This is a genomic window from Clostridium sp. Marseille-P299 (assembly GCF_900078195.1).
GTDB lineage: Bacteria > Bacillota > Clostridia > Lachnospirales > Lachnospiraceae > Lachnoclostridium.
In genome coordinates this window covers 600814-624580 of the sequence record NZ_FJVE01000006.1, presented here as the reverse complement: position 1 = coordinate 624580, position 23767 = coordinate 600814, and the positions used below count along the sequence as shown (strand labels likewise).

18 protein-coding genes and 1 other annotated feature are annotated in these 23767 nt (G+C 33.4%); of the genes, 15 read left to right on the top strand and 3 right to left on the bottom strand.

What is annotated here, in order from left to right; all coding sequences use genetic code 11:
• Positions 1-152: 152 nt before the first annotated feature.
• On the bottom strand, positions 153-1436 hold the full coding sequence (locus BN4220_RS06850; RefSeq protein ID WP_197467902.1) for a histidine-type phosphatase: 1284 nt from the start codon (positions 1434-1436) through the stop codon (positions 153-155).
• A 173-nt stretch (positions 1437-1609) separates the two neighbouring features.
• Here BN4220_RS06850 and BN4220_RS06845 point away from each other — a divergent pair, with 173 nt between their 5' ends.
• Together BN4220_RS06845 and BN4220_RS06840 are read left to right on the top strand one after the other, a co-directional pair.
• Positions 1610-3466 (top strand): ATP-dependent nuclease, encoded by a 1857-nt coding sequence (locus BN4220_RS06845; protein ID WP_066715025.1) that lies wholly within the window; start codon positions 1610-1612, stop codon positions 3464-3466.
• Between the two features lie 77 nt (positions 3467-3543).
• Positions 3544-4464: a S66 peptidase family protein gene (locus tag BN4220_RS06840; protein WP_066715020.1), complete on the top strand. Its 921-nt coding sequence runs from the start codon at positions 3544-3546 to the stop codon at positions 4462-4464.
• Between the two features lie 194 nt (positions 4465-4658).
• Here the strand turns inward: BN4220_RS06840 and BN4220_RS06835 are convergent, their stop codons facing one another.
• Positions 4659-5534, bottom strand: coding sequence for a MarR family winged helix-turn-helix transcriptional regulator (locus tag BN4220_RS06835; RefSeq protein WP_066715018.1), 876 nt, complete (start codon positions 5532-5534; stop codon positions 4659-4661).
• A 325-nt stretch (positions 5535-5859) separates the two neighbouring features.
• Here BN4220_RS06835 and BN4220_RS06830 point away from each other — a divergent pair, with 325 nt between their 5' ends.
• From BN4220_RS06830 to BN4220_RS06815, 4 genes are all read left to right on the top strand, one after another.
• Entirely contained in the window at positions 5860-6387 is a 528-nt protein-coding gene (locus BN4220_RS06830; protein ID WP_066715013.1) for a GNAT family N-acetyltransferase, read from the top strand.
• Between the two features lie 427 nt (positions 6388-6814).
• Positions 6815-8776, top strand: a complete 1962-nt coding sequence (gene thrS / locus BN4220_RS06825) for a threonine--tRNA ligase (protein ID WP_066715012.1) — start codon at positions 6815-6817, stop codon at positions 8774-8776.
• Positions 8777-9147: 371 nt separating this feature from the next.
• Entirely contained in the window at positions 9148-10164 is a 1017-nt protein-coding gene (tig, locus tag BN4220_RS06820) for a trigger factor (RefSeq protein ID WP_066715011.1), read from the top strand.
• 102 nt (positions 10165-10266) lie between these two features.
• The gene (locus BN4220_RS06815) at positions 10267-11253 is read left to right on the top strand and encodes a DUF4349 domain-containing protein (RefSeq protein WP_066715009.1); all 987 of its coding nucleotides are present in this window, start codon (positions 10267-10269) and stop codon (positions 11251-11253) included.
• A gap of 105 nt (positions 11254-11358) precedes the next feature.
• Here the strand turns inward: BN4220_RS06815 and BN4220_RS06810 are convergent, their stop codons facing one another.
• Positions 11359-12792, bottom strand: a complete 1434-nt coding sequence (locus BN4220_RS06810) for an MATE family efflux transporter (protein WP_197467901.1) — start codon at positions 12790-12792, stop codon at positions 11359-11361.
• A gap of 190 nt (positions 12793-12982) precedes the next feature.
• Between BN4220_RS06810 and deoD the strand changes: the two genes are divergently transcribed.
• The 9 genes from deoD to BN4220_RS06765 all read left to right on the top strand — a co-directional run bounded on the left by deoD (position 12983) and on the right by BN4220_RS06765 (position 23752).
• Positions 12983-13696 carry a purine-nucleoside phosphorylase gene (gene deoD, locus BN4220_RS06805; RefSeq protein ID WP_066715005.1) on the top strand — a complete coding sequence of 238 codons (714 nt, stop codon included), beginning with the start codon at positions 12983-12985 and terminating at the stop codon, positions 13694-13696.
• A 75-nt stretch (positions 13697-13771) separates the two neighbouring features.
• Positions 13772-14437 carry a deoxyribose-phosphate aldolase gene (deoC, locus tag BN4220_RS06800; RefSeq protein WP_066715003.1) on the top strand — a complete coding sequence of 222 codons (666 nt, stop codon included), beginning with the start codon at positions 13772-13774 and terminating at the stop codon, positions 14435-14437.
• A 164-nt stretch (positions 14438-14601) separates the two neighbouring features.
• On the top strand, positions 14602-15024 hold the full coding sequence (locus BN4220_RS06795) for a cytidine deaminase (RefSeq protein WP_066715443.1): 423 nt from the start codon (positions 14602-14604) through the stop codon (positions 15022-15024).
• Positions 15025-15588: 564 nt separating this feature from the next.
• Entirely contained in the window at positions 15589-16692 is a 1104-nt protein-coding gene (locus tag BN4220_RS06790) for a BMP family lipoprotein (protein ID WP_066715001.1), read from the top strand.
• 102 nt (positions 16693-16794) lie between these two features.
• On the top strand, positions 16795-18309 hold the full coding sequence (locus BN4220_RS06785) for an ABC transporter ATP-binding protein (RefSeq protein ID WP_066715442.1): 1515 nt from the start codon (positions 16795-16797) through the stop codon (positions 18307-18309).
• A complete protein-coding gene (locus tag BN4220_RS06780; RefSeq protein ID WP_347477058.1) occupies positions 18306-19715 on the top strand; it encodes an ABC transporter permease in 1410 nt (469 codons plus the stop codon). The genes BN4220_RS06785 and BN4220_RS06780 overlap by 4 nt, the downstream gene beginning before the upstream one ends.
• Positions 19715-20668, top strand: coding sequence for an ABC transporter permease (locus BN4220_RS06775; protein ID WP_066714999.1), 954 nt, complete (start codon positions 19715-19717; stop codon positions 20666-20668). The genes BN4220_RS06780 and BN4220_RS06775 overlap by 1 nt, the downstream gene beginning before the upstream one ends.
• Positions 20669-20844: 176 nt before the next feature.
• Positions 20845-22248, top strand: coding sequence for a transglutaminase-like domain-containing protein (locus tag BN4220_RS06770; RefSeq protein ID WP_066714995.1), 1404 nt, complete (start codon positions 20845-20847; stop codon positions 22246-22248).
• 107 nt (positions 22249-22355) lie between these two features.
• Positions 22356-22585: a binding site (T-box leader), on the top strand.
• 138 nt (positions 22586-22723) lie between these two features.
• A complete protein-coding gene (locus tag BN4220_RS06765) occupies positions 22724-23752 on the top strand; it encodes an ABC transporter substrate-binding protein (RefSeq protein WP_066714993.1) in 1029 nt (342 codons plus the stop codon).
• Positions 23753-23767: the final 15 nt, after the last annotated feature.

The following is a 23767-nucleotide window of genomic DNA, read 5'->3' as shown; positions in this document are numbered from 1 at the left end:
AAAAGCAAGCCAGTGTATCACCCTATTACGGAATGATACACTGGCTTGTTTTAAATCTTGTTTTGTAACTTAGTTTGTAACTTAGTTTGCATCTTACTGTGCATCTTATTTTGCATCTCATTTTGAATCTTGTTTGGTAGCTAAATTACACATTAGCATCTTTCTTGCTCTTCGTTCACTTGGTAATACGTAACTTGGTCAACGACATTTAAGGAAGTATCAATATTAAGGGAATCTAAAATAGCATAATAGTAGCTTTGTACATCTTCCCAGGTTGCATATGGTGAATGAGCACTTGGAAATGGAAAACAAATTTCCTCTTCATTGTATGTCATTTTAACTAGGATATCATTGCATTCTGGGTTCTTATAAAAGATCCAAGCAAGGTTTGCAGCCATTGGTGCAACTTCAAAGTCTCTCCAAATTTCTGCAACATGGGACAATATATTTGTTTGCTTACTACAGCAAGGAAGGTTTAATAAACTAGCGAATGGAATTATCGTTTCTGCATGTGCAAATCTTAGATTTGCAGATACATTAGCAGATTGTATGGCAGTATTACTTGTTTCAATAAAGTTTCTTAGTAATGCAAAGGATATGTTTGTTGGTAACATGATGCCTTTTCCTGAAGGTCCGGTGGAATAAAAAGTATCTAAATTGTTTACCTCCCAATAGTGACATAGTTCTTGATTGGTATAGTAAGCATGAAGAACATCGATTGGTGACATAGGCGGTGTGGTGATACCATAAGCTTCCGTTAAAACATCAAATAAGCTAGGAGCAAAGTTAGTCATTGTATATTCAGATACTGGAGTGATAAAAAATTGTTGACTAATTTGTTTGGAAGGGTCACTACAACGAAAATGCTCTTTAATAAGGGGAGTCCACCAATTGGAAGCTTTATATGCTTTATATTCTAAATTAAGGTCAAAGAAACGTAAAAGAGGATCGATTTCTCCATTGGAATAAATGATAAAATTTTCGGATGCCGTATAAAGAAATAATTCATTAATAAAAACAAACATAGAGTCAATTGCCCGCTGTACATAAGTAGACTCTGCGTAAACCTTCTTACCAAAAACTTTTGGATATTTTTGATACATTCGTCGTGCTATGGATTTCATTGTTTCGGCACCTGCAGGTGTAAGCCCTCCGTATTTATTCCTCTGTAATATTTCTTGTTGTTGTAAGTAATTTAATAAATAATTACCTGCATCCGTAAGATTTTCAGCTTTTTTATTTTTTTGCAGAACCTCTATAAGATATATGAGCTTGTCTGTACTTTCCAAATATCTAGAGCCATGGCGTCCAAGGTAGTTAATGTAAAAAGGTTCATATCCACATGGTGGAGGAGTTTGTTTTCCTTTTTTATAAAGGTAAGGCGATTTTGTACCTAGGTAATAAGTAGAATTAGAAGTTGTACTTGATTGAGACAATATGTTCACCGTATTCTATCTTTTTACTAGCATATGTTATTTTTACAAAATTGTGAATCTATGATAAAATGGGAAAAATAACTATAATAATTAATATAATGATATAAAAGAACTCGCAAGGTGGATTCATTTATTAAATTTCTTCTGCGACAGACAGTGAAATGAGGTAAAATATGCAAATTAGTTCCATAACAATCGAAAATTTTAAATCAATTCAAAAACTAACAATTCAAGAAGTAGAAAGTGCTATGATAATTGTAGGTAAAAATAGTACGGGTAAAACAGTTATATTAGATGCAATTTTAGCGGTTGCGGGGATATATAAAATAAGCATAAAAGATTTTAATGATATAAATAAGAATATTGAAATCGGAGTGACTTTAACTCTAACCAAGGAAGACTTAATTAATCTTTATGAAAACGGTGCAGTCAGTAAATATAAGCGTTATGAGATATGGGAGAAAGATTTTTTCAAGAAACTTCCATCACTAAAAGATGATAAACTAAGCTTTACTTTTATTGCAAACAGAAACGGAACAATACGCTATACCGATGGAGTTTCAAAAAATAATACATATATTAAGCAGGTACTTCCAAAGATTCATTACATAGATCATGAGAGAAATATACAAGAAATTCAGGATGATATTTTCATGGCACAGGGGCAGTATGCACTGGAACGTATAAGAGAGAATAAATGTATGTTTGATATGAAAAAGTCCTGCAATAATTGTTTTCAGTGCATTGGAGTGATTGAAAAAAAACAAGCAGATCAGCTAAGTATTATAGAAACAACTAAATTACTAGAGTATAAGTTATATCATCTAAATATAGATTCTTTTGTAGATAAATTAAACGATTATTTTCATAAAAACACTGGTCTTTCACATGAAATAGAGTATGTTTCTCATTTTAATATCGATGAAGTGTTTAATATTGATGCTCTAGTATGGGATAAGGAACGTGACACTAGGGGATCTGTTTCCATGATGAGTGCTGGTACCAAAAGTATATATATTTTGTCGTTATTAGAGGCATATATTAATGAAAATAATAATATACCATGTATTATTATGATGGAGGATCCAGAGATATATCTTCATCCCTCCTTACAAAAAGTAATGAGTGAAATATTATATCGATTATCCAAAAAGAATCAGGTAATCTTCTCAACGCATTCACCGAACTTATTATTTAATTTTAATTCAAGGGAAATCAAACAGGTGCTTTTAGATGATGAATATTATACAACGGTAAAAGAAAATGCAGACATTGATGAGGTATTAGATGATCTTGGCTATTCTGCAAATGACTTTATGAACGTAAGCTTCGTATTTATTGTAGAGGGGAAACAAGATAGAAATAGACTACCATTGTTATTAGAAAAATACTATTCAGAAATTTATAATGCACAAGGACAGTTACAGCGGATAGCCATAATTCCAACCAATAGCTGTACCAATATTAAGACTTATGCAAATTTAAAATATATAAATAGGCTGTATCTAAAGGATCAATTCTTAATGATTCGAGATGGGGATGGGAAGGATGCTAATTTTTTAAAGAGGCAATTAACGAATTATTATAAAGCAAGAGAGAGGGAAGACCGAAATAACATTCCAAGAGTAACGGATAAAAACGTCTTGATTTTAAAATATTATTCCTTTGAAAATTATTTTCTAGAACCATCGGTAATGGAAAAAATAGGGGTAATTAAAAGTGAGGAAGAGTTTTTTGATATCCTATTTAAAAAATATAAGGACTATTTGTATCGATTGGTTAGCGTAAAAAAAATGAAGGAACGTACGGGAATCAACATACGAACAAAAGAAGACTTAAAGAAAAACTTCGAAACCATTAAGATATATGTAAGAGGCCATAACTTATTTGATATTTTTTATGGAAGATATAAAGGAGAAAGAGAGCAAGAAATCTTAACTAGATATATTGAAGTAGCACCAAGAGAGACGTTTGCTGATATATTAGAAACAATTGATTCATTTATTTTTTTTGAGAATAGGAAAAAATAAAGATGCGTGGGGAAAGTAATGCTTAGCAGTTTATTGATAAATGAAATCGATATTAGATTCTTAGTAAGGGGGCTTATATGAATTTTCCAAGTAAATTACGATTGGGAGATAGGGTAGGGTTAGTATGTCCTTCTTCACCAACTACACCTGAGAGAGTAGATTTATGTAAGGATTTTATTGAAGCACTAGGATTTCAGACAGTAGTTGGTGATAGTTGCAAAAAACGCTATCATGGGTATTTAGCAGGAACAGATAAAGAAAGAGCAAATGACATCAATAATATGTTCGCTAATCCTTTTGTAAAAGCAATCTTTTGTATACGCGGTGGTTATGGTAGCGCACGTATTATGAAATATCTTGATTATGACTTAATCCGTAGAAATCCAAAAATCTTTGTTGGATATAGTGATGTAACAAATTTAAATTTGGCGTTTTTAAAACTAAGCAATTTAGTAACCTTTCATGGACCAATGGTTTCTTCGAATATGCTGGAGCATTTTGATGAATATACGAAACAAAGTTTTTTTGCTGCTCTTAATATGCATGACAGATTGGAATTTAAAAATCCTATTGGGGAAGAATTTCATGTGATTGCCCAAGGTAGAGCAAGGGGGAGGGTTGTTGGCGGAAACCTTGCATTACTTATTAATATGCTTGGAACATTTTATATGCCTGATTTACAAGGGAAGATTTTATTTATTGAAGATATACATGAATCAGTACCTAGAGTAAATCGAATGTTAGATCAGTTATCCTTGCTTGGAGTATTTAATCAAGTGAGGGGAATTTTAATTGGAGATTTCACAGATTGTGATAATGATGAGGATGAAGGTTTTCAAATTTCTGATTTGTTTGAAGAGTATTTTTCGAATCTTAAAATACCAGTCTTATCAAATATTAAGAGTGGTCATAGTTATCCAATGGGGACGATTCCACTAGGAACAATTTGTGAGATGGATACGGTTCGGAGGCAGGTACATTTTTTTAATACGAATTAAACATTAAATTGGTGTTATGAACTAAAATATAATACGGTTTGGGTAATTAGAATAATGGATAATAAGGCTGTTGACTAACAGCCCTATTATCCATTACTTTGCTCCAATAATTATATTTATGTGTAACGACACATTAAAAAATGCAAATATTTAGTCCATTTTATAATGCATATTGTCACAAGGACCATCATGTTTTAGCCATGATTCATTCCATTGCGAACTTTATTATTATGTCTTCCACCGCGATGTGCGCCGCCACGATGGTTTTCACCACGATGACCTTCACCATGATGTCTTTCACCATGAAGGTCTTCGCCACGAAGGTCTTTGCCACGAAGGTCTTCGCCACGATGACCTTCACCACGATGACCTTCACCACGATGGTCTTCATCATGATGGCCTTCATCAAGATAGTCTTCATCATGATAGTTTCCACCACGATGCCTTCTACCACGATGTGCGCCACCACGATGACCGCCTCTATGAGCGTTGTCTTCGAGCTCGTTCATACTTTCTTTCCAATTATCTAAAAGTTTTTCAAGTAATGTGGACAGTTGCTCTTTTTCATCCTCATTTAAACTCACAAAGAGTAGCTGTCTAAATTCCTCTTCTTCTTTGTTCATTCGTACGGCTGCTTCTCTTCCAGCACTGGTTAATTCTAAATCCATTAATCTTTTATCATGTTCATTTTTACTTCTTTGTATATACCCATGGGATTCTACTTTGTTTAAAATCTCACTTAGGGAACCGGACTTCACATCAATAATATCTTGAAGCTCACGCTGTGTCATTTTGCCATTTTCATAAAGATTTGTTAGAATACGATGTTGACCAGCTTTTCTACCCCCTTGATGATGTAAAAAGCGTCCGCAAGCTCTAATTTGTTTATATAATCTTTGTTCAAAATCTTCATTCGCTATTTCTTGTGAAAGTTCATTTTCACTTTCATCGTTTAAAGATTGCTCATTTAAAATATCCTTATTATTAAAATATTCCATTCCTCTACGACACCTCAATTCCTCTACAGAACAATGTTTATTGCAACATGGACAATTTGTTTCTTTTTCCATATGTATCATTCCTTTCATTAACTCGCTAGGTACCTTATGAAATTAGTATAACACATTAAAAGAAAATGTCAAGGTACCTAATTAATTTTAAATCAATATTTTAAAATTTTATTTAAGACAGAATTTATAAAACTTTAAATTGAAAGTTTAAGCCTTAAATAATCGAGTTATGTCTACATAGGCCTGATTGGAAAAGATAGTAGATTTCAATGGTTAGTTGGGGTATAATAAAGATAATAAAGTTGTTAGGCCGATTTAAAAGGGGACGGTTATAAAAGTAATAAATACTATCTGGGAGAAAAAATTGAAAGGTATGGGTAGATAAATGGAACTAAAATTTTGTAAGGTAATTTCAGAGAAAGATATTAAAGAATTAGCAAGTATCGCAAATGAAGTATGGCATCAACATTTTGCAACTATTTTAACCTTGGACCAGATTGATTATATGGTTGAAAAATTTCAATCAGAACATGCGATGACCAAACAAATCAACTCTGATGGGTATGAATATTATTTTTTACAACTTGACGGTAAGAACATTGGTTATACTGGAATTCGTGAAGATGGAGATAAATTATTTTTAAGTAAGCTCTATATCTTAAAGGAGTATCGTGGCAATGGATATTCAAGTAGAGCTTTTGAGTTTTTACAGTCTATATGTAAAGAGAGAGGGCTTCATGCAATTTGGTTAACTGTGAATCGTTACAATGACCATACAATAGAGGTATATAAGAAAAAGGGATTTAAGATTTTACGAACTCAAGTAGCGGACATTGGAAATGGATATGTCATGGATGATTACATTATGGAAAAAGATCTATCTTTATTATATAAAGGGACTGCTCGAATATAAATGGTCTGATGACTATCAAAATACGATATTATGTTGGACGACAATCCCACTTGACATATGAATCAATCGTGATATAATTCAAATATATCATTGAAAAAAATTAAAAAAGATAGAATATAGTTATAATACGTTGAAGAGATGAGTAAATTGTGGAACATTTCAGAGAGAGATATCATGTACGAATCACTGTACTGGCTGCGAATATCTTATTGGGAAGCAATTGAAGACTACCTCTGAGTGACTCTAATCAAGTCCGGTAATTCCGTTATCATTAAAATAAGCTGGGAATTGTGTTTAAGGAACCGTATCCATTAAAACACAAGACCAATAAGGGTGGAACCGCGAGTATATCTCGTCCCTTTCGACTACCAATGTAGATCGAAAGAGACGAGTTTTTTTATTTCATGGAAAGGTAAAGGTAGATGGTATGAAGATTACATTAAAAGATGGATCTGTAAAAGAATATCCAAGTGCAATGGCAATTATTGATATTGCAAAAGATATTAGTGAAGGTTTAGCTAGAATGGCATGTGCAGCTGAATTAAATGGAGAAGTAGTTGATTTAAGAACAGTTGTAGATAGCGATAGTGAATTAAGTATTTTAACATTTAATGATGAAGCAGGAAAAGCTGCTTATAGACATACAGCTTCTCATGTACTTGCTGAGGCAGTTAAGAGATTATATCCAGAAGCAAAACTTGCGATTGGACCAAGCATTGAAACTGGTTTTTATTATGATTTTGATGTTCCTTCCTTCGATAGAGCAGCACTTGATAATATAGAAAAAGAAATGAAGAAGATTATCAAAGAAGGCGCTGACATTGAAAGATTTGAACTTCCAAGAGAAGAAGCAATCAAGTTTATGGAAGAAAAGGGTGAATCTTATAAGGTAGAATTAATTAATGATTTACCAGAAGGTTCTGTAATTTCTTTCTATCGTCAAGGTGAATTTGTAGATTTATGTGCAGGCCCTCACTTAATGAGTACTAAGGGAATCAAAGCTATTAAATTAATTTCTTCTTCTGGTGCTTACTGGAGAGGTAGCGAAAAGAATAAGATGTTAACTCGTGTTTATGGTACTGCATTTACAAAAAATGCTGAACTTGAAGAATACTTACAGTACTTAGAAGATGTGAAAAAACGCGATCACAATAAATTAGGACGTGAAATGGAGCTTTTTGCAACTGTTGATGTTATCGGACAGGGCTTACCACTTCTTATGCCTAAGGGTGCAAAGATGATTCAAACTCTTCAACGTTGGATTGAAGATGAAGAAGAAAAACGTGGATATATGAGAACAAAGACTCCACTTCTTGCAAAGAAAGACCTTTATGTAATTTCCGATCACTGGAATCACTATAAAGAAGGTATGTTTGTTCTTGGAGATGAAGAAAAAGAAGATTCTGAAGTTTTTGCACTTCGTCCAATGACATGTCCATTCCAATACTATGTATACAAACAAAGTCAAAAGAGTTACCGTGATCTTCCATGCCGTTATGGTGAAACTTCTACATTATTTAGAAATGAAGATTCCGGTGAAATGCATGGTTTAACTCGTGTTCGTCAGTTTACTATTTCTGAAGGTCACTTAATTGTAACTCCAGAACAAGTAGAAGAAGAATTTAAGGGCTGTGTTGACCTTGCAAAATACTGCTTAACTACACTTGGACTTCAAGATGATGTAACTTATCGTTTATCAAAATGGGATCCAAATAACAAAGATAAATATCTTGGAGACGAAGAAACTTGGGATCGTGTTCAAAATAAAATGCGTGAAATTCTTCACCACCTTGATATTGATTTTACTGAAGCAGAAGGCGAAGCTGCTTTCTATGGTCCTAAACTTGATATTCAAGCAAAGAATGTATATGGTAAAGAAGATACTATGATTACAATTCAGCTTGACTTTGTATTATCTGAGCGTTTTGATATGGTTTACATTGATGCAAATGGAGAAAAGAAGAGACCTTACATTATCCATAGAACAAGTATGGGATGTTATGAACGTACACTTGCATGGTTAATTGAAAAATATGCTGGATTATTCCCAACTTGGTTATGCCCAGAACAAGTAAGAGTTCTTCCTATTTCTGAAAAATATAGCGATTATGCAGAAAGCGTAAAAGCTAAGCTACAAGCAAACGGTGTAAATGTAACTGTAGATAATCGTGCAGAAAAAATCGGATATAAGATTCGTGAAACTAGATTAGACCGTGTTCCTTATATGTTAGTAGTAGGACAAAAAGAAGCAGAAGAAGGTTTAGTATCTGTAAGAAGCCGTTATCTTGGTGATGAAGGACAGAAAAACCTTGATGATTTTATAGATGACATTTGTAAGGAAATTAGAACAAAAGAAATCCGTAAAATTGAAGTAAGCGAAGAAAAATAATCGACGATTGATATAGGTGAGTAAAAAAGAACTCTTGTAGTAATAAACGCTTAGAAAAGTTAATGTATTTGTCTTATCAATAAATCATTGAGATTATGCACATGCAATATAAATTGCTAGGGATGTGGATAATGAAAAGATTTATTGATAAGCAAAGTTAGCTTTGTCATTGTTTATTATTTTACAGGAGTTTTTTTAAAAGAAAACTCTCTATATAATATGACCAATAAAATAGGCGAAACGATGTAAATGTTCACAAAAAAATCACAAATGCTTACATGGAGACAGCATTGTATATTATTTAAAATTATGTTATTATAGGTTCATTGCGATTAAATTTTTTACTATTACATGAAGAGGATGGTTTGACAATGAAAAAAAGAGGAGCCCTAACACTGATAGCTTTGACAGCAGTTTTAGCATTTGCAGGATGTAAAAAAGAAGAAAAAATGAATCCATTTGATTATGTTACTCTAGGTCAATACAAAGGCGTTGAAATAACATTAGATAACACGGATGTTACAGACGAGGAAATTGAAACTAGAATTAATAAAATCTTAAATGAAAATTTAGAATATAATGAAGTATCTAGATCTTCACAAGAAGGTGATAAATTAAAGATTAATATCACTGGTGAAGTGGATGGTAAGGTAAACGATGGATTTACATCAAATGATTATGAACTTGTATTAAACAATCAAATTCATATCATGGATGGATTTGTAGAGAATTTATATGATGTAGAACCAGGAAAAGAAGTTGAATTTACAGTAACTGTTCCAGAGACGTTCTTAACACAAGATTTAATTGGTAAAGACGTTGATTTTAAAGTAAAAGTAAGTTCTGTAAGTGAACCAAAGACACCTGAATTAACTGATGAATTTGTAGCTAAAGTATCTGAAAAAACAACAGTAGATGAGTTTAGAGACTATGTAAAAGAAACTTTAGAAAGTGAAAAAGAAGCGGCATTAGAAAATTCTAAAAAAATCGCAGCTTTAGATACAGCAATTAGTAATGCTACCATCATAAGCTATCCAGAAGGTGCTGTTGATGATCAGATTGCTGAAATTCAAGAGAAATACCAAGTATATGCATCTATGCAAAATATCACAGTAGATGAATATATCGAGAACAATTATGGAGATACCGTACAAGCTTATGCGGAAGAATTGGTAAAACAAGAATTAGTATTAGCGGCGATTCAAAAGCAAGAAAAGATTTCAATTTCAAATTCGGAATATAAAGAAAAGTTACCAGAATTTGCTGAAAAGTATTCTCTTATGAGTGCTGAAACTTTCGAAGAAAACTATGGAAAAGAAACAATTAAGCAAGCGATGCTCTGGGATAAAACAATGGATTTCCTTGTTGACAATGCTATAGTAAAATAGATCTGTAGTAAAACAATCCTATAATAAAAAAAATTCTAAATATTGGAACTTATTATAATTAACCTCGTCTAATGTATAGTAAACATTGGAGGAGGTTTTTTTATGAAAAGAAAAATATTAGCAATTATAATGTGCGTACTAATTGTTATAGTAAGTGGTTGTGGGGCATCGAAAAAGAATGATAGTTCCCTTGAATTTACAACTGATAGTAAAAACAATATGGATAATAGCAGTAGCGAGTCTGGCAGTAGCGGAACGGTAGGATATGAAAACTACAAAGATACAGAGCAAAGCGTTCATGAAGTAGGTTCAAATAGTACAGTTAGTCAAACTACTGCTGAAAACAGTAGTAGAAAATTGATTAAGACTGTGGACCTTACTATTGAAACCTTAGAATTTGATGAATTTATTAAACTTTTAGAGAATAAAACATCAGAAAGTGGAGGGTATATTGAGTCTTCCAGTTCAGAAAATAGTTCTTATCGTTATGATCGTTTAAAAAATGCAACGTATACCATTCGTGTACCATATGAAAAGTTAGATCAATTTGTAACAATGATTGGGGAAAATGCAAATGTAATTGGTAAAACATCAAAAACCGAAGATGCAACTTTATCCTATTATGATACGGAAAGTCGTAAGAAAGCTCTTGAAATTCAACAAGAAAGATTACTTGAATTACTTAAAAAAGCAGAGAAGATTGAGGATATTATAGAATTAGAAGCTAGATTAAGTGATGTAACATATGAACTAGAATCCCAAAGCTCTATTTTAAGAAATTATGATAACCTGGTAAGATATAGTACAATTCGTGTTTCTGTTTATGAAGTGGAGCGAGAGACAAAGGTGGAAAAAGAAAGCACTTGGCAGAAAATGAAACATGGTTTATCCGATACGATGTATGAAATTAAAGAAGGAATAGAAGCATTTGCAATATTTGTTGTTTCTAATTTACCTTATATTATTTTCTGGGGAATCATTCTTGTTATTGCAGTACTCGTTATTAAAAGAAGATTGAGAATTAAAAACGGGATAGCTAATACAAGAAAGGAACCTATTCCTCCGACTGAAGATAAAGATAATCCATAATGTGAATATGTAGATATTCATTATGTAATATAAATTGATTCAATTACAAATAAAAAGGAAAATCAATGTTAATGAAACAGAGATTTTCCTTTTTTGCGTTTTAATTTACAAAACAATTTTTGCCCATTTACCACTATGAAAACGATAATAACTTGTGATAAAACGAAATACTTGGTCAATTAATAATGAGATCCAAGCTCCTGCAAGTCCTAGACCAAGAGGAAAGCAAAGAAGATAGGTTAAAATTGGACGAATGATTGCAATACTAATTAAAGAGGTAACAGCAACAAAAACAGAGTCACCCGCACCACGTAAACAACCGCTTATCACAACTTGTGATGTTTGTGCATGTGTACTTAAGGCCATAATTATCATAATACTTGCGCCAAGTGTGATAACTGCCGGTATATCACTAAATAACGAAACAAAAAAGTATCTTCCTAATATAAAAACAAATACTAATACAGTGGATACAATAAAAGCTAACCTTTGTCCAATCTTTCCATAAAGTGTAGAGATATCAGGACGTCTTGCACCAAGGTTTTGTCCGACTAAAGAGGAGGCAGCAATACCAAAACCATCACCAAAACAAAATGAAATATTAAGGATATTCATACAGATTAAATGAGTCGCATATGCAGTAGTTCCTAATTTAGCAACGATAATGGCATAGGCTAAAAAACCAATACGCATAAATACTTGTTCGATAAATGCACTTCCACTCACTTTAAAAATTGGCTCAATGATAGTTTTATTTATTTTCCAAGAAGTCTTAAAACGTAAATTTAAGTACGCATTTTTTCTAGATAAGGAGATTAGGGATACAATACAAGCTGCAAAAGCACCGATGGCCGTTGCAATCGCCGCACCTTTTACCTCTAATCGAGGGAAAATTCCAATTCCATTAATTAAGAAAAAGTTAAATATAAGATTTATAACATTGGCTACTACATTGGTCACCATAGAAATTTTAGTTTTCCCACAGCCTCGTTGCGCGGCATTAATGGTTAAATTAAGCGCTGTAAATACAAGGCTTATCGTAAGAATGCGAAAGTAATTAATTGCATCATGGAGATAAACATCTTCCGCACCTGCAAAAATAAGAATTTCTTCTGCAAAAATATAACCAATGCTACAAGTGATCAATGACATCATGAAACTTAACAAAATCGCAACACGAAGTGTATGATTCGCCAAATCTCTGTTACCAGCACCTTTTCTTCTTGCGACAACTGCAGTAACACCAACATTTAATGAAAAAATTACTGCAAGGATAATATACTTCGGTTGATTTGTAATCCCAACGGCAGCGATTGCCCCTTCTCCAAGAGAACCAACCATCATTGTGTCAACTGAACCAACCAAACCAACAAGTAAGGCTTCAATAGCGGATGGCCAAGCTACTTTAAAAAAGTTTTCATAGGCCTTTTTCGTACTTGGTACATCACCAAGACGTTTTTCAGGTTTTAGCATTTTGTTGACTGTGAAAAATGAAAGCAATCGAGTCAACAAGGAAGGCATGTTTTGTTCGTAGGTCATTTTCTTAAGTACCTTTCTGGTTTAAAATTATTGTGGAAACTAAAATAAAAAAAAGACATATATTTGGAAATTATAGCATAGAAACATAGTATTGTAAAATATGGGTAGACTATTTTCAGCACGTTTGAGTTTATTGATTTTTAACAGGATTCATGCTAAAATAAGATATAATATTATAGGAGGTCTAGTTATGTCAAATGTACCAACACCACATAATGGTGCAAAGCTAGGAGATATTGCAAAAACAGTTTTGATGCCAGGTGACCCACTAAGAGCAAAATTTATCGCTGACACATATCTTGAAGATGTCGTGTGCTTTAATACAGTACGTAATATGCTTGGATTTACTGGAACGTATAAAGGAAAGAGAATTTCTGTTATGGGCGGTGGCATGGGAATGCCATCCATGGGAATATATAGCTATGAATTGTTTAATTTTTATGATGTAGACAATATTATTCGAATTGGTTCTGCCGGAGGTATCTCTGACGATATTCACGTAAGAGATATCGTTATTGGTATGGCAGCATCCACAAATTCAAACTATGCATCTCAATACCAATTACCAGGAACCATTGCTCCAACAGCAAGCTATCCATTACTACGTAAAGCAGTAGATGTAGCAGATTCTTTAAAGATTAAATCTGTTGTTGGTAATATTTTATCATCCGATACATTTTATGATGATAATAAAAATGCAAATGACGCATGGAAGAAGATGGGCGTACTCTGTGTTGAAATGGAAGCAGCAGCTCTTTACTTAAATGCAGCTAGAGCAGGCAAGAACGCACTTTGCATTTTAACAATTTCTGATCATATATATACAGGGGAATCCTTATCTGCAGAAGATAGACAGATAAGTTTCCGTGAAATGATGGAAATCGCATTAGAAACAGCTGAATAATAGGACATGATGTCGATCTAACTATGAAGATAGTAAGGTCGGCATCTTTCGCTTAAAATGTAGAAAGAGGTTCTTATGGAGAATAAAGATATATTTCAAACCGTTGATCATACATTATTAACACAGACAGCTACGTGGAATGATATTAAACAGATATGTGATGATGCAATCCAGTATCAAACAGCGTCTGTTTGTATACCACCTTCCTTTGTAAAACAAGCAAAAGAGTATGTAAAGGATCGCATGCCAATTTGTACCGTAATCGGATTTCCAAATGGTTATAATACAACAAGCGTAAAAGTGTTTGAAACTAAAGATGCTATTTTAAATGGCGCAGACGAGATTGACATGGTAATCAACCTTGGTTGGGTAAAGGAAAAAGAGTACGGAAAAATACAAGAGGAAATAACTAAGATAAAAGAAGAATGTGGAGATAAGATATTAAAAGTAATTATTGAAACTTGCCTTTTAACTGAAGCTGAGAAAATAAAAATGTGTGAAATTGTATCAAAATCAGGAGCAGATTATATTAAAACCTCTACAGGCTTTTCTACTGCGGGAGCTACCGTTGATGATATAAAACTTTTTAAGGAACATGTTGAAAAACAGGTTAAGATTAAGGCGGCCGGTGGCATTGCTAGTTTAGAAGATGCGAAAGAATTTGTATCTTTAGGAGCAAGTCGCCTAGGAACTAGCCGTATTATTAAGTTAGCAAAAAATGAAAACGCAAGTGGTTATTAGAACCTGCAATGTGGCTTTATTATCAAAATTTATACTGCCATAGGCGGTGGAATGGGAGGAAAAATATGAGCGAAGATAAGAAACAGAATAAAGATTTACCTGTATGCCAAGGAAAAAGCGAAGTTGTGCCAGTGAATAAGAAGCAATTACCAGATGATGCTTTGATTAATGATACAATATGTCATAACCTTATACAATCTGCAATTGATTCCTTAAATTATTCATATGCTCCATACTCAAAGTTTAAAGTTGGAGCTGCATTATTAAGCAAAAGTAATAAGATTTATTCTGGCTGTAATATTGAAAATGCAACCTATACACCATCAAATTGTGCAGAACGAACCGCGTTTTTTAAAGCAGTAAGCGAAGGAGAAAAAGAATTTGTTGCCATAGCAATTGTTGGGGGTAAGGACGGAAGATTAAAAGATTATTGTCCTCCTTGTGGTGTATGTAGACAGGTAATGATGGAATTTTGCAATCCAGAGCAATTTATTGTTATACTTGCAAAATCCGTTGAGGATTATTGGGTTTATACATTAAAAGACTTAATGCCTTTGGGATTTTCACCAAAGAATCTTGAAGATTAAAAAAATAGAGTTTGTTAAAAAATAAGATTATTTATGAGCAAATCAATGGTTTATTCCTTGAGAGAAAGCCTATAAAATCAATTTTTTAACAGGCTCTTTTTTGTGCTCATTCATCGTGTTTTTAACGAAAACTAACGTTGCATATCTTTGATTCTGGGTTATTTTTCAGTCGTATTACATGTATTTTACACAAGAAAAAGTAGTATTATATCGTATTTTGACTTTAAAAGTAATATAAAGTAGAAATATGGCAGTTAGAAATAGTTTAACTTACTTGTGGTATCTTTACGGGCTATTTTAAGTATGATATAGTTTTCCTAAGGATGTTAAAATATGTAAATAGAAACTTTAGGATAAAAAATTAATAAATTGAGATACTTTCTGCATAAAGAATATAGAACTAACAAATTATAAGGTAAATGTTTCATTTCTATGATAGATACTTAAGCAATTTATTGGCTATACTATTCGTATAGATGAATAAATGGTTTTAAGATCTATATATATCATATGGACAAGTTCTATATGAAATAAAAGCAAGTCTTAGATGATGGAGGGATTTTTATGAAGAAAGTGTTATCACTTGTAATGCTAGTTGTACTAACGACAACCCTATTAATCGGATGTGGCCAAAAAGGAACAACTACACCAGGGGAAGAGGGAAAAAAGAGCGGGTATGAGTTAGCATTGGTCACAGATGTTGGTACTATTAATGACAAATCTTTTAATCAAGGTTCATGGGAAGGGCTTGAGCGTTATGCAAAAGAGAATAATAAAACCCATAAGTATTATCAACCAGCAGAAGCAACAACTGCTTCCTACATTGAGACCATAGGTCTTGCAGTTCGTGGTGGAGCAAAATTAATAGTTTGTCCAGGATATAAGTTTACAGAGGCAGTCTTTGAAGCTCAGACTACATATCCAGATGTAAAGTTTATCATCTTGGATAGTCAACCATCAAAAGGCACTGATTCGAATACTGATTATACAATAAAAGATAATGTATATGCAATTTACTATGCAGAAGAACAAGCAGGATTTTTAGCTGGATATGCAGCTGTTATGGACGGTTATAGAAAGTTAGGCTTTATGGGAGGTATGGCATTACCACCAGTTGTTCGATTTGGTTATGGTTTTGTACAAGGTGCAAATCAAGCAGCATCTGAATTAGGAGTTGATAATATCAGTATGATGTATCATTATACTGGTGGATTTGATGCAACACCTGAAGCACAAACAACAGCAGCTTCTTGGTACCAGAATGGAACCGAAGTTATATTTGGTTGTGGTGGTGCGGTTGGTAACTCAGTTATGGCTGCAGCACAAGATAACAATGGTAAAGTAATTGGTGTTGACGTAGATCAGTCACCAGAATCAGATACAGTAATAACATCAGCTATGAAATTACTGGATAATTCCGTATACGATGGTATTAAAATGTTTTATGATGGTAATTTCCCTGGTGGAAAAGTTGTAACACTTGATGTAACAGGAAAAGGTGTAGGTCTACCAATGGAAACTTCTAAATTTAAAACATTTAGTAAAGAACAGTACGAAACCCTTTATTCAAAATTAGTATCTGGTGAATATAAACCAGAAAGAGATAAAGATATAGCTAGTGTAAAAGATCTATCAGTACCTCATGTATCCATTACCGTAGTTGAATAATAAGACAAAAAAGGGGTGTCGCAAAATAGCATTTATTTAAATTTTGCAGCACCCTTCTTTATCCGATAGGAGGGAGTTTCATCTGTGGAATACATTATTGAAATGCAAGGGATTACCAAAAAGTTTCCTGGTATTATAGCAAATGACAATATTTATTTACAGCTTAAAAAAGGTGAAATCCATGCACTTCTTGGAGAAAATGGTGCTGGTAAATCAACTTTAATGAGTGTATTGTTTGGGCTATATCAACCAGAGAGTGGAATTATTAAAGTGCGTGGTGAAGAAGTTAAAATAACAGGTCCAATGGACGCGAATGCTCTTGGAATTGGTATGGTTCATCAGCATTTTAAATTAGTGCATAACTTTACGGTATTACAAAATATTATTTTAGGTGTGGAATCTGTTCAAGGTGGCTTATTAAAGATGGAGGATGCTAGAAAAAAGGTTCTGGAATTAAGTGAACAATATAATTTAGCAATCGATCCAGATGCCTATATATCTGATATTAGCGTTGGTATGCAACAGCGTACTGAAATCTTAAAAATGCTATATCGAAACAATGAAATATTAATTTTTGATGAACCAACGGCTGTTTTAACACCGCAAGAGATTGATGAACTTATGAAGATTATGAAAAGTCTTGAAAAAGAAGGAAAATCAATTCTTTTTATAACACATAAACTTAATGAAATTAAAGCAGTAGCCAATCGATGTTCTGTGTTACGTAGAGGCAAATACATCGGAACCGTTGAAGTATCAAAAACAGACAAGGAAACAATGTCTGAAATGATGGTTGGTAGAAAAGTTAATTTCAAAGTGAATAAAAAAGTTGCAAACCCTACAGCTATTGCTTTAGAACTGCAGGGAGTAACTGTTAATACAAAACAAAAGGGTGCGAAAAAAAGCATCGTAAATGATGTTAGTTTTGTAGTCCGAAAAGGCGAAATTGTTAGTATTGCTGGTATTGATGGTAACGGGCAGTCAGAACTTATACAAGCAATTACAGGATTGATGCCAATGGATTCTGGTAAAGTATTTTTAAATAATGAAGAAGTTAGTGGAAAAACCGTTCGGTATAAAAATACACATGGTTTATCTCACATCCCAGAGGATAGACATAAACACGGCCTGGTACTTGACTATTCCCTCCAAGATAATTTGATTTTGCAAGAATATTTTAAAGAAGAATTTCAAAGTGGCGGGTTTTTAAAGCGTGGAGCAATTTTAAAAAGAGCGGAAGATATGATTGAAAAATATGACATACGAAGTGGACAAGGACCTGTGACTATTGTACGAAGTATGTCTGGAGGTAATCAGCAAAAAGCAATCATTGCTCGTGAAATTAATCGAAATCCAGATGTTTTAATCGCGGTGCAACCTACCAGAGGCCTGGATGTAGGTGCAATTGAATATATTCACAGCCAGCTGATTAACGAACGTGATAATGGAACGGCAGTTTTACTCATATCCTTTGAGCTAGATGAGGTAATGAATTTAAGTGATCGTATATTGGTAATGTATGAGGGTGAGATTGTTGCAGATTTAGATCCTTTAAAGGTAACAACGAAAGAATTAGGGTTATACATGGCTGGTTCAAAAAGGGGGGAAGCAGGTTGAAAAATGAAAGGAATAAGATTAACGTGAGTCCTAATATTAGCACATCATCTCGTAAAAAAAATTTTAATTTTGGTATTACTTCTTCTGTATTTGCTATAGCCTTAGGATTATTAATTGGATTTCTAATTCTTTTGATTTGTAACCCATCACAAGCAGCAGAAGGATTTTTAACAATAATTACAGGAGCATTATCAGAAGGTACCTATGGAATTGGCATGGTGTTTTATTATGCAACTCCAATTATTTGTACTGGTTTGTCGGTTGGGTTTGCATTTAAGACAGGATTGTTTAATATTGGTGCGTCAGGGCAGTTTACTATGGGAGGATTTGCAGCTGTTTTTGTAGGATTAACATTTGTCTCACTTGGTAAAGTTCACTGGATAGTTGCCTTATTAGCAGCGGTTTTTGCAGGAGCGTTATGGGCTCTTTTGGTCGGAGTTTTAAAAGCTTATATGAATATCAATGAGGTAATCTCCTCGATTATGCTAAATTATATTGGCATGTATATTGTGAATTGGGCAGTTTTAAAGAACCCAACCTTATACGATTCATATAACAATCGTTCAAAGCCTGTGGCTACCAGTGCGATTATACCTAGATGGGGATTAAACACAATATTTACAGGTTCATATGTAAACGCTGGCTTTATTATTGCAATTGTAGTGGCTATTGTTATTTATATTATCCTTAATAAAACAACCTTTGGATATGAGCTACGCGCAGTAGGGCTTAACCGAAATGCAAGTAAATATGCAGGTATTAACGAAAAAAAGAGTATTATTTTATCTATGACAATTGCCGGTGGATTATCTGGATTAGGTGGTGGTTTATTATATCTGGCAGGTTCGGGAAAACATATTGAGGTAATTGATGAACTTGCATCCGCTGGATTTGATGGTATTTCAGTTGCCTTATTAGGTTTGTCAAATCCAATTGGCATATTATTTGCTGGCTTATTTATTGCGTATATTAAGCAAGGTGGATTTTATCTACAATTATATGAATTCTCACAAGAAATCATTGATATTATTATAGCGGTAATTATCTATTTTAGTGCATTTGCATTGTTTGTAAGAGCTGTAATGACTAAGTTTTCTAATCGATTTGCTAGCAAAAAACTTGCAACAGTTCCAGATACCGCGAGTATGCAAATACCAGCGCCTCTAGATCCTAATATATATGGGGATGAGGAGGAACTTGAGGAAGTTCAAGAGGAAGAAGAGTTTATCGAACAAGATTATGAAGAAGCGAGCAAGGAAATTTTGCATCCAGAAGTGGTGCAAGAGGAGGATACGGTACAAGAGGATGATACAGTGCAAGAGGAATTAAAGCAAGAAGAATCAAAGCAAGATGGTACCAAGCAGAATGATTCCATTGAAAGAGTAAATCGGGGAGGGAAAGAATAATGGATACTTTGTTTTTTATTTTTCGTCAAATGATGTTTTTCTCAATTCCTCTACTGATCGTTGCATTAGGAGGGATGTTCTCAGAACGGAGTGGTGTTGTAAATATCGCTTTGGAAGGTATTATGATTATGGGAGCATTTACAAGTATCTTAAGTATTAATTTACTTCAAGACCGTATGAGTGGACAGCCACTACTAATACTAGCCATTTTTATTGCTGCAATAACAGGTATGTTGTTTTCATTTTTTCACGCCTATGCATCAATTCATATGAAAGCGGATCAAACCATAAGTGCTACTGCACTAAATATGTTTGCGCCTGCTTTTGCGATATTTACTGCGAGACAGATTCAAAATATTCAACAGATTAATTTTAATAATACGTTTCGAATCAATGAAGTTCCTATCCTAGGGAAAATACCAATTTTGGGAGACATGTTTTTTAAACGTGCATACATTACAACATATTTAGGCTTTATAATTTTAATAGTCTCTGTAATTGTACTGTATAAAACGAGATTTGGTCTTCGTTTAAGAGCCTGTGGAGAACATCCTCATGCGGCAGAATCCGTTGGTATTAGTGTTATTAAAATAAGATATACAGGAGTATTAATTTCAGGAGCACTTGGTGGAATTGGTGGATTAGTATTTGTAATACCGAATTCTACGAACTTTAATGCAACAGTAGCAGGTTATGGATTTTTAGCTTTAGCTGTATTAATTTTTGGACAGTGGAAACCGATACGAATTCTTTTAGCAGCTCTGTTTTTTGGACTGATGAAGACAATTGCATCCTCATATTCAGGAATCCCGTCGTTAGCAGGTTTAGGTATATCAAGTTATGTATATAAAATGATACCTTATATTGCTACATTGGTAGTATTGGCATTTACATCGAAGAAGTCTCAAGCACCAAGGGCAGCGGGAATACCGTATGATAAGGGGCAGAGATAGTATGTTATAAATGAAATGTATTTTAGTAATTACAAATTGCTTGGCTGATTCATTGAGGGTGTCAATATGACACCCTCATTAATTTATGTTTCAAAAAATCTTTTATAGGTGTATAATGGAAAAAATCGGCGAAATGTGTTATTTACAAAGAATGTGTGTAAGAATGGGGAAATAATATGTATGAATTTCATTATAAAGACATTGAGTGTTTAAATATTGAACTGCCTGAAGATATATTAAAAAAGAAATGGTTTGGAGATTTTAAAGGAGCTAAAAATTTAATTGATATTCGATTAAAGTCAGAAATACCTACTGCATTACGTAAGAAATTAGAACTTGAAAAGATGATTCTAAGCACATTAGAAAAAGAATATACCATATCTTTTGAAGATGCATTTGAGATGGTTAAGGAAGTTATTCACGACTTTACGAAGGAAGAATTTTTAAAATATCAAGAAGAGAGTAAAATCGATTGGATCTATGTGAATGGTGAAGTCCGTTATTTTCGAAGATTCTTAAGTACGCTTTTAAAAGTTAATAAGGAATTAGAAGAACGTGCAGAAAAATTCCAATTAAAACAAGGGAAAGGAGAGTTCAAAAAAGAAAGCATAGAGCATTTAGAAAAACAAGCTTTAAGAGAGGTTATTCGATCCTTAAAAGAAAAAAAGGAACTTACATATCATTTTAAACTTAGAGCGAGCGTTAAGATAAAAGAAGAAGCATTTAAGCAAGGAATTGTACACGTACATATTCCAATTCCTACGAAATGCCAGCAGGTTTCTGAGGTTAAGATACTTAAAGTAGAGCCGAAAGAAACAGCGATAGCAGATGAAGAGCAGTCACAAAGGACAATATACTTTGAAACAAATCTATTAGAGAATGAAGCATTTACCATAGAATATGAATATAATAATAAAGTTAGTTATGTAAATTCAAATGAGTTGATTGTTGATGTTACCAAACAACATAGCGAAGCTCTACAAGAACAAGCACCTCATATTATGTTTACTCCATATCTAAAATCCTTAACAGCTGAGATTATTGGTGAAGAAACCAATGCATTAAAAAAGGCTCGAAAAATATATGATTACGTAACAACAAAGATTCACTATTCTTTCATGCGTGAATATTTTACGATTGAAAATATTCCTGAATATGCAGCTCTTAGTGGAAAAGGAGATTGCGGAGTACAATCTTTATTATTTATTACTCTTTGTCGTATTGCGGGAATACCTGCAAGATGGCAATCCGGTCTTTATACAACGCCTTACACAGCAAGTAGTCATGATTGGGCACAGTTTTATATTGCACCCTATGGATGGTTATTTGCGGATTGTTCCTATGGTGGGGATGCCTATCGATTAGGAGAGTATGAGATTTGGGATTTTTATTTTGGTAATATTGATCCATTTCGTATGCCAGCAAATATAGGATTTCAAGAAGAGTTTTATCCAGCAAAAAAATTCATGCGTGCAGATCCTTATGATAACCAACGTGGAGAAATCGAATATAATGATAGAGGGCTTGCATATAATGAATTTGATGCAATTAGAGAAGTTCTTGAGTGTTATGAAATCTAATGGATGAAACTGTGTAAAAGAAAAATGAAGATGAATCCTTTGGAAAAAATTAAAAATTAGGATTGACTTTTTCAAATTAAAGTATTATCATAACAGCATATTCATAATTGAAACCGTTGAGAAAGAAGAGTAAGCTTAAGTATGAATTTACAGAGAGTCGCAGGTGGTGTGATTGCGATAAGGAGTCTTTTGCTGAATGGGCTTTTGAGGGCAACCTTGAAGAAGAGTAGAGGTTGACGGAATCCATAACCGTTATTTGTATGGCATATATGATGGTATATGTAAAGAGGACTTTATGTCAAATTGAGTGGTACCGCGGATTTTATTCGTCTCAAGCAAAGTAATTTGCTTGGGACTTTTTTTATTGTAAAGGTAAAATTAAATGAAATTGCGATTCCTATCTTCAATTTGATAACGCCCCTTTCTAATTACCAAATTTACAACAATTTAAAATATCATTTTAGGAGGAGTCGTTATGAAAAATTTAAGAAAGAGAATTGCATTATTATTTACCACATTATTTATTATTGGAACATTTGCAGCTTGTGGAACAAAGGACCAAGACACAGTAGGAAGCAATGTAGGTGACGTTGTAACAATCGGCATTGGACAGTTTGCAGAACATGGATCACTAGATAACTGTCGTGAAGGATTTTTGGAAGGCTTAAAGCAAGAAGGTTATGTTGAAAATGAAAATTTAAAAGTTTTATATGATAATGCACAAGCAGATGTTACTACAGGAAATCAAATCATTGATAACTTTTTATCCAAAAAAGTTGATTTAATCTGTGGAATTGCTACACCAATGGCACAAAGTGCTTATAGTGGTACGAAAAAATCAGATGTTCCAGTTATTTTCACAGCTGTAACAGATCCAATTCTTGCAGAACTTGCGAAGGAAGATGGAACACCGGTAGGTGAAGTTACTGGTACTTCTGATAAACTTCCAGTAGAAAAACAATTAGAAATGATTCGTAAGGTGTTACCAGATGCAAAAAATATAGGTATTATTTATTCAACAAGTGAAGTAAACTCCATTGCAGCCATTGAAGAATATAAAGAGGCAGCCCCAAAGTATGGTTTTGAAATTGTAGAAAGTGGTATTTCTACTTCAGCAGATATTTCTCTTGCAACTGACAATATCCTTGGAAAAGTAGATTGTATTAATAACTTAACAGACAATACGGTAGTAAGTTCCCTACCATTAATCATTGATAAGGCAAATAAAAAGAATATACCAGTGTTTGGTAGTGAAATAGAGCAAGTTAAAATAGGCTGTCTTGCCTCGGTTGGCCTTGATTATTATGATCTTGGAATTCAAACTGGTAAAATGGCTGCCAAAGTTTTAAAGGGTGAGAAAAAGGCAAGTGAGATTAACTTTGAAATCATTGAAGAGGCTTCATTTTATGCCAATAGTGCAGTTGCAGAAAAATTAGGAATTGAATTGCCTGAAGACTTAGTGAAAAGTGCAGCAGAAGTATTTGATACGATATCAGAAGAATAGGTAATTTATGTGGAG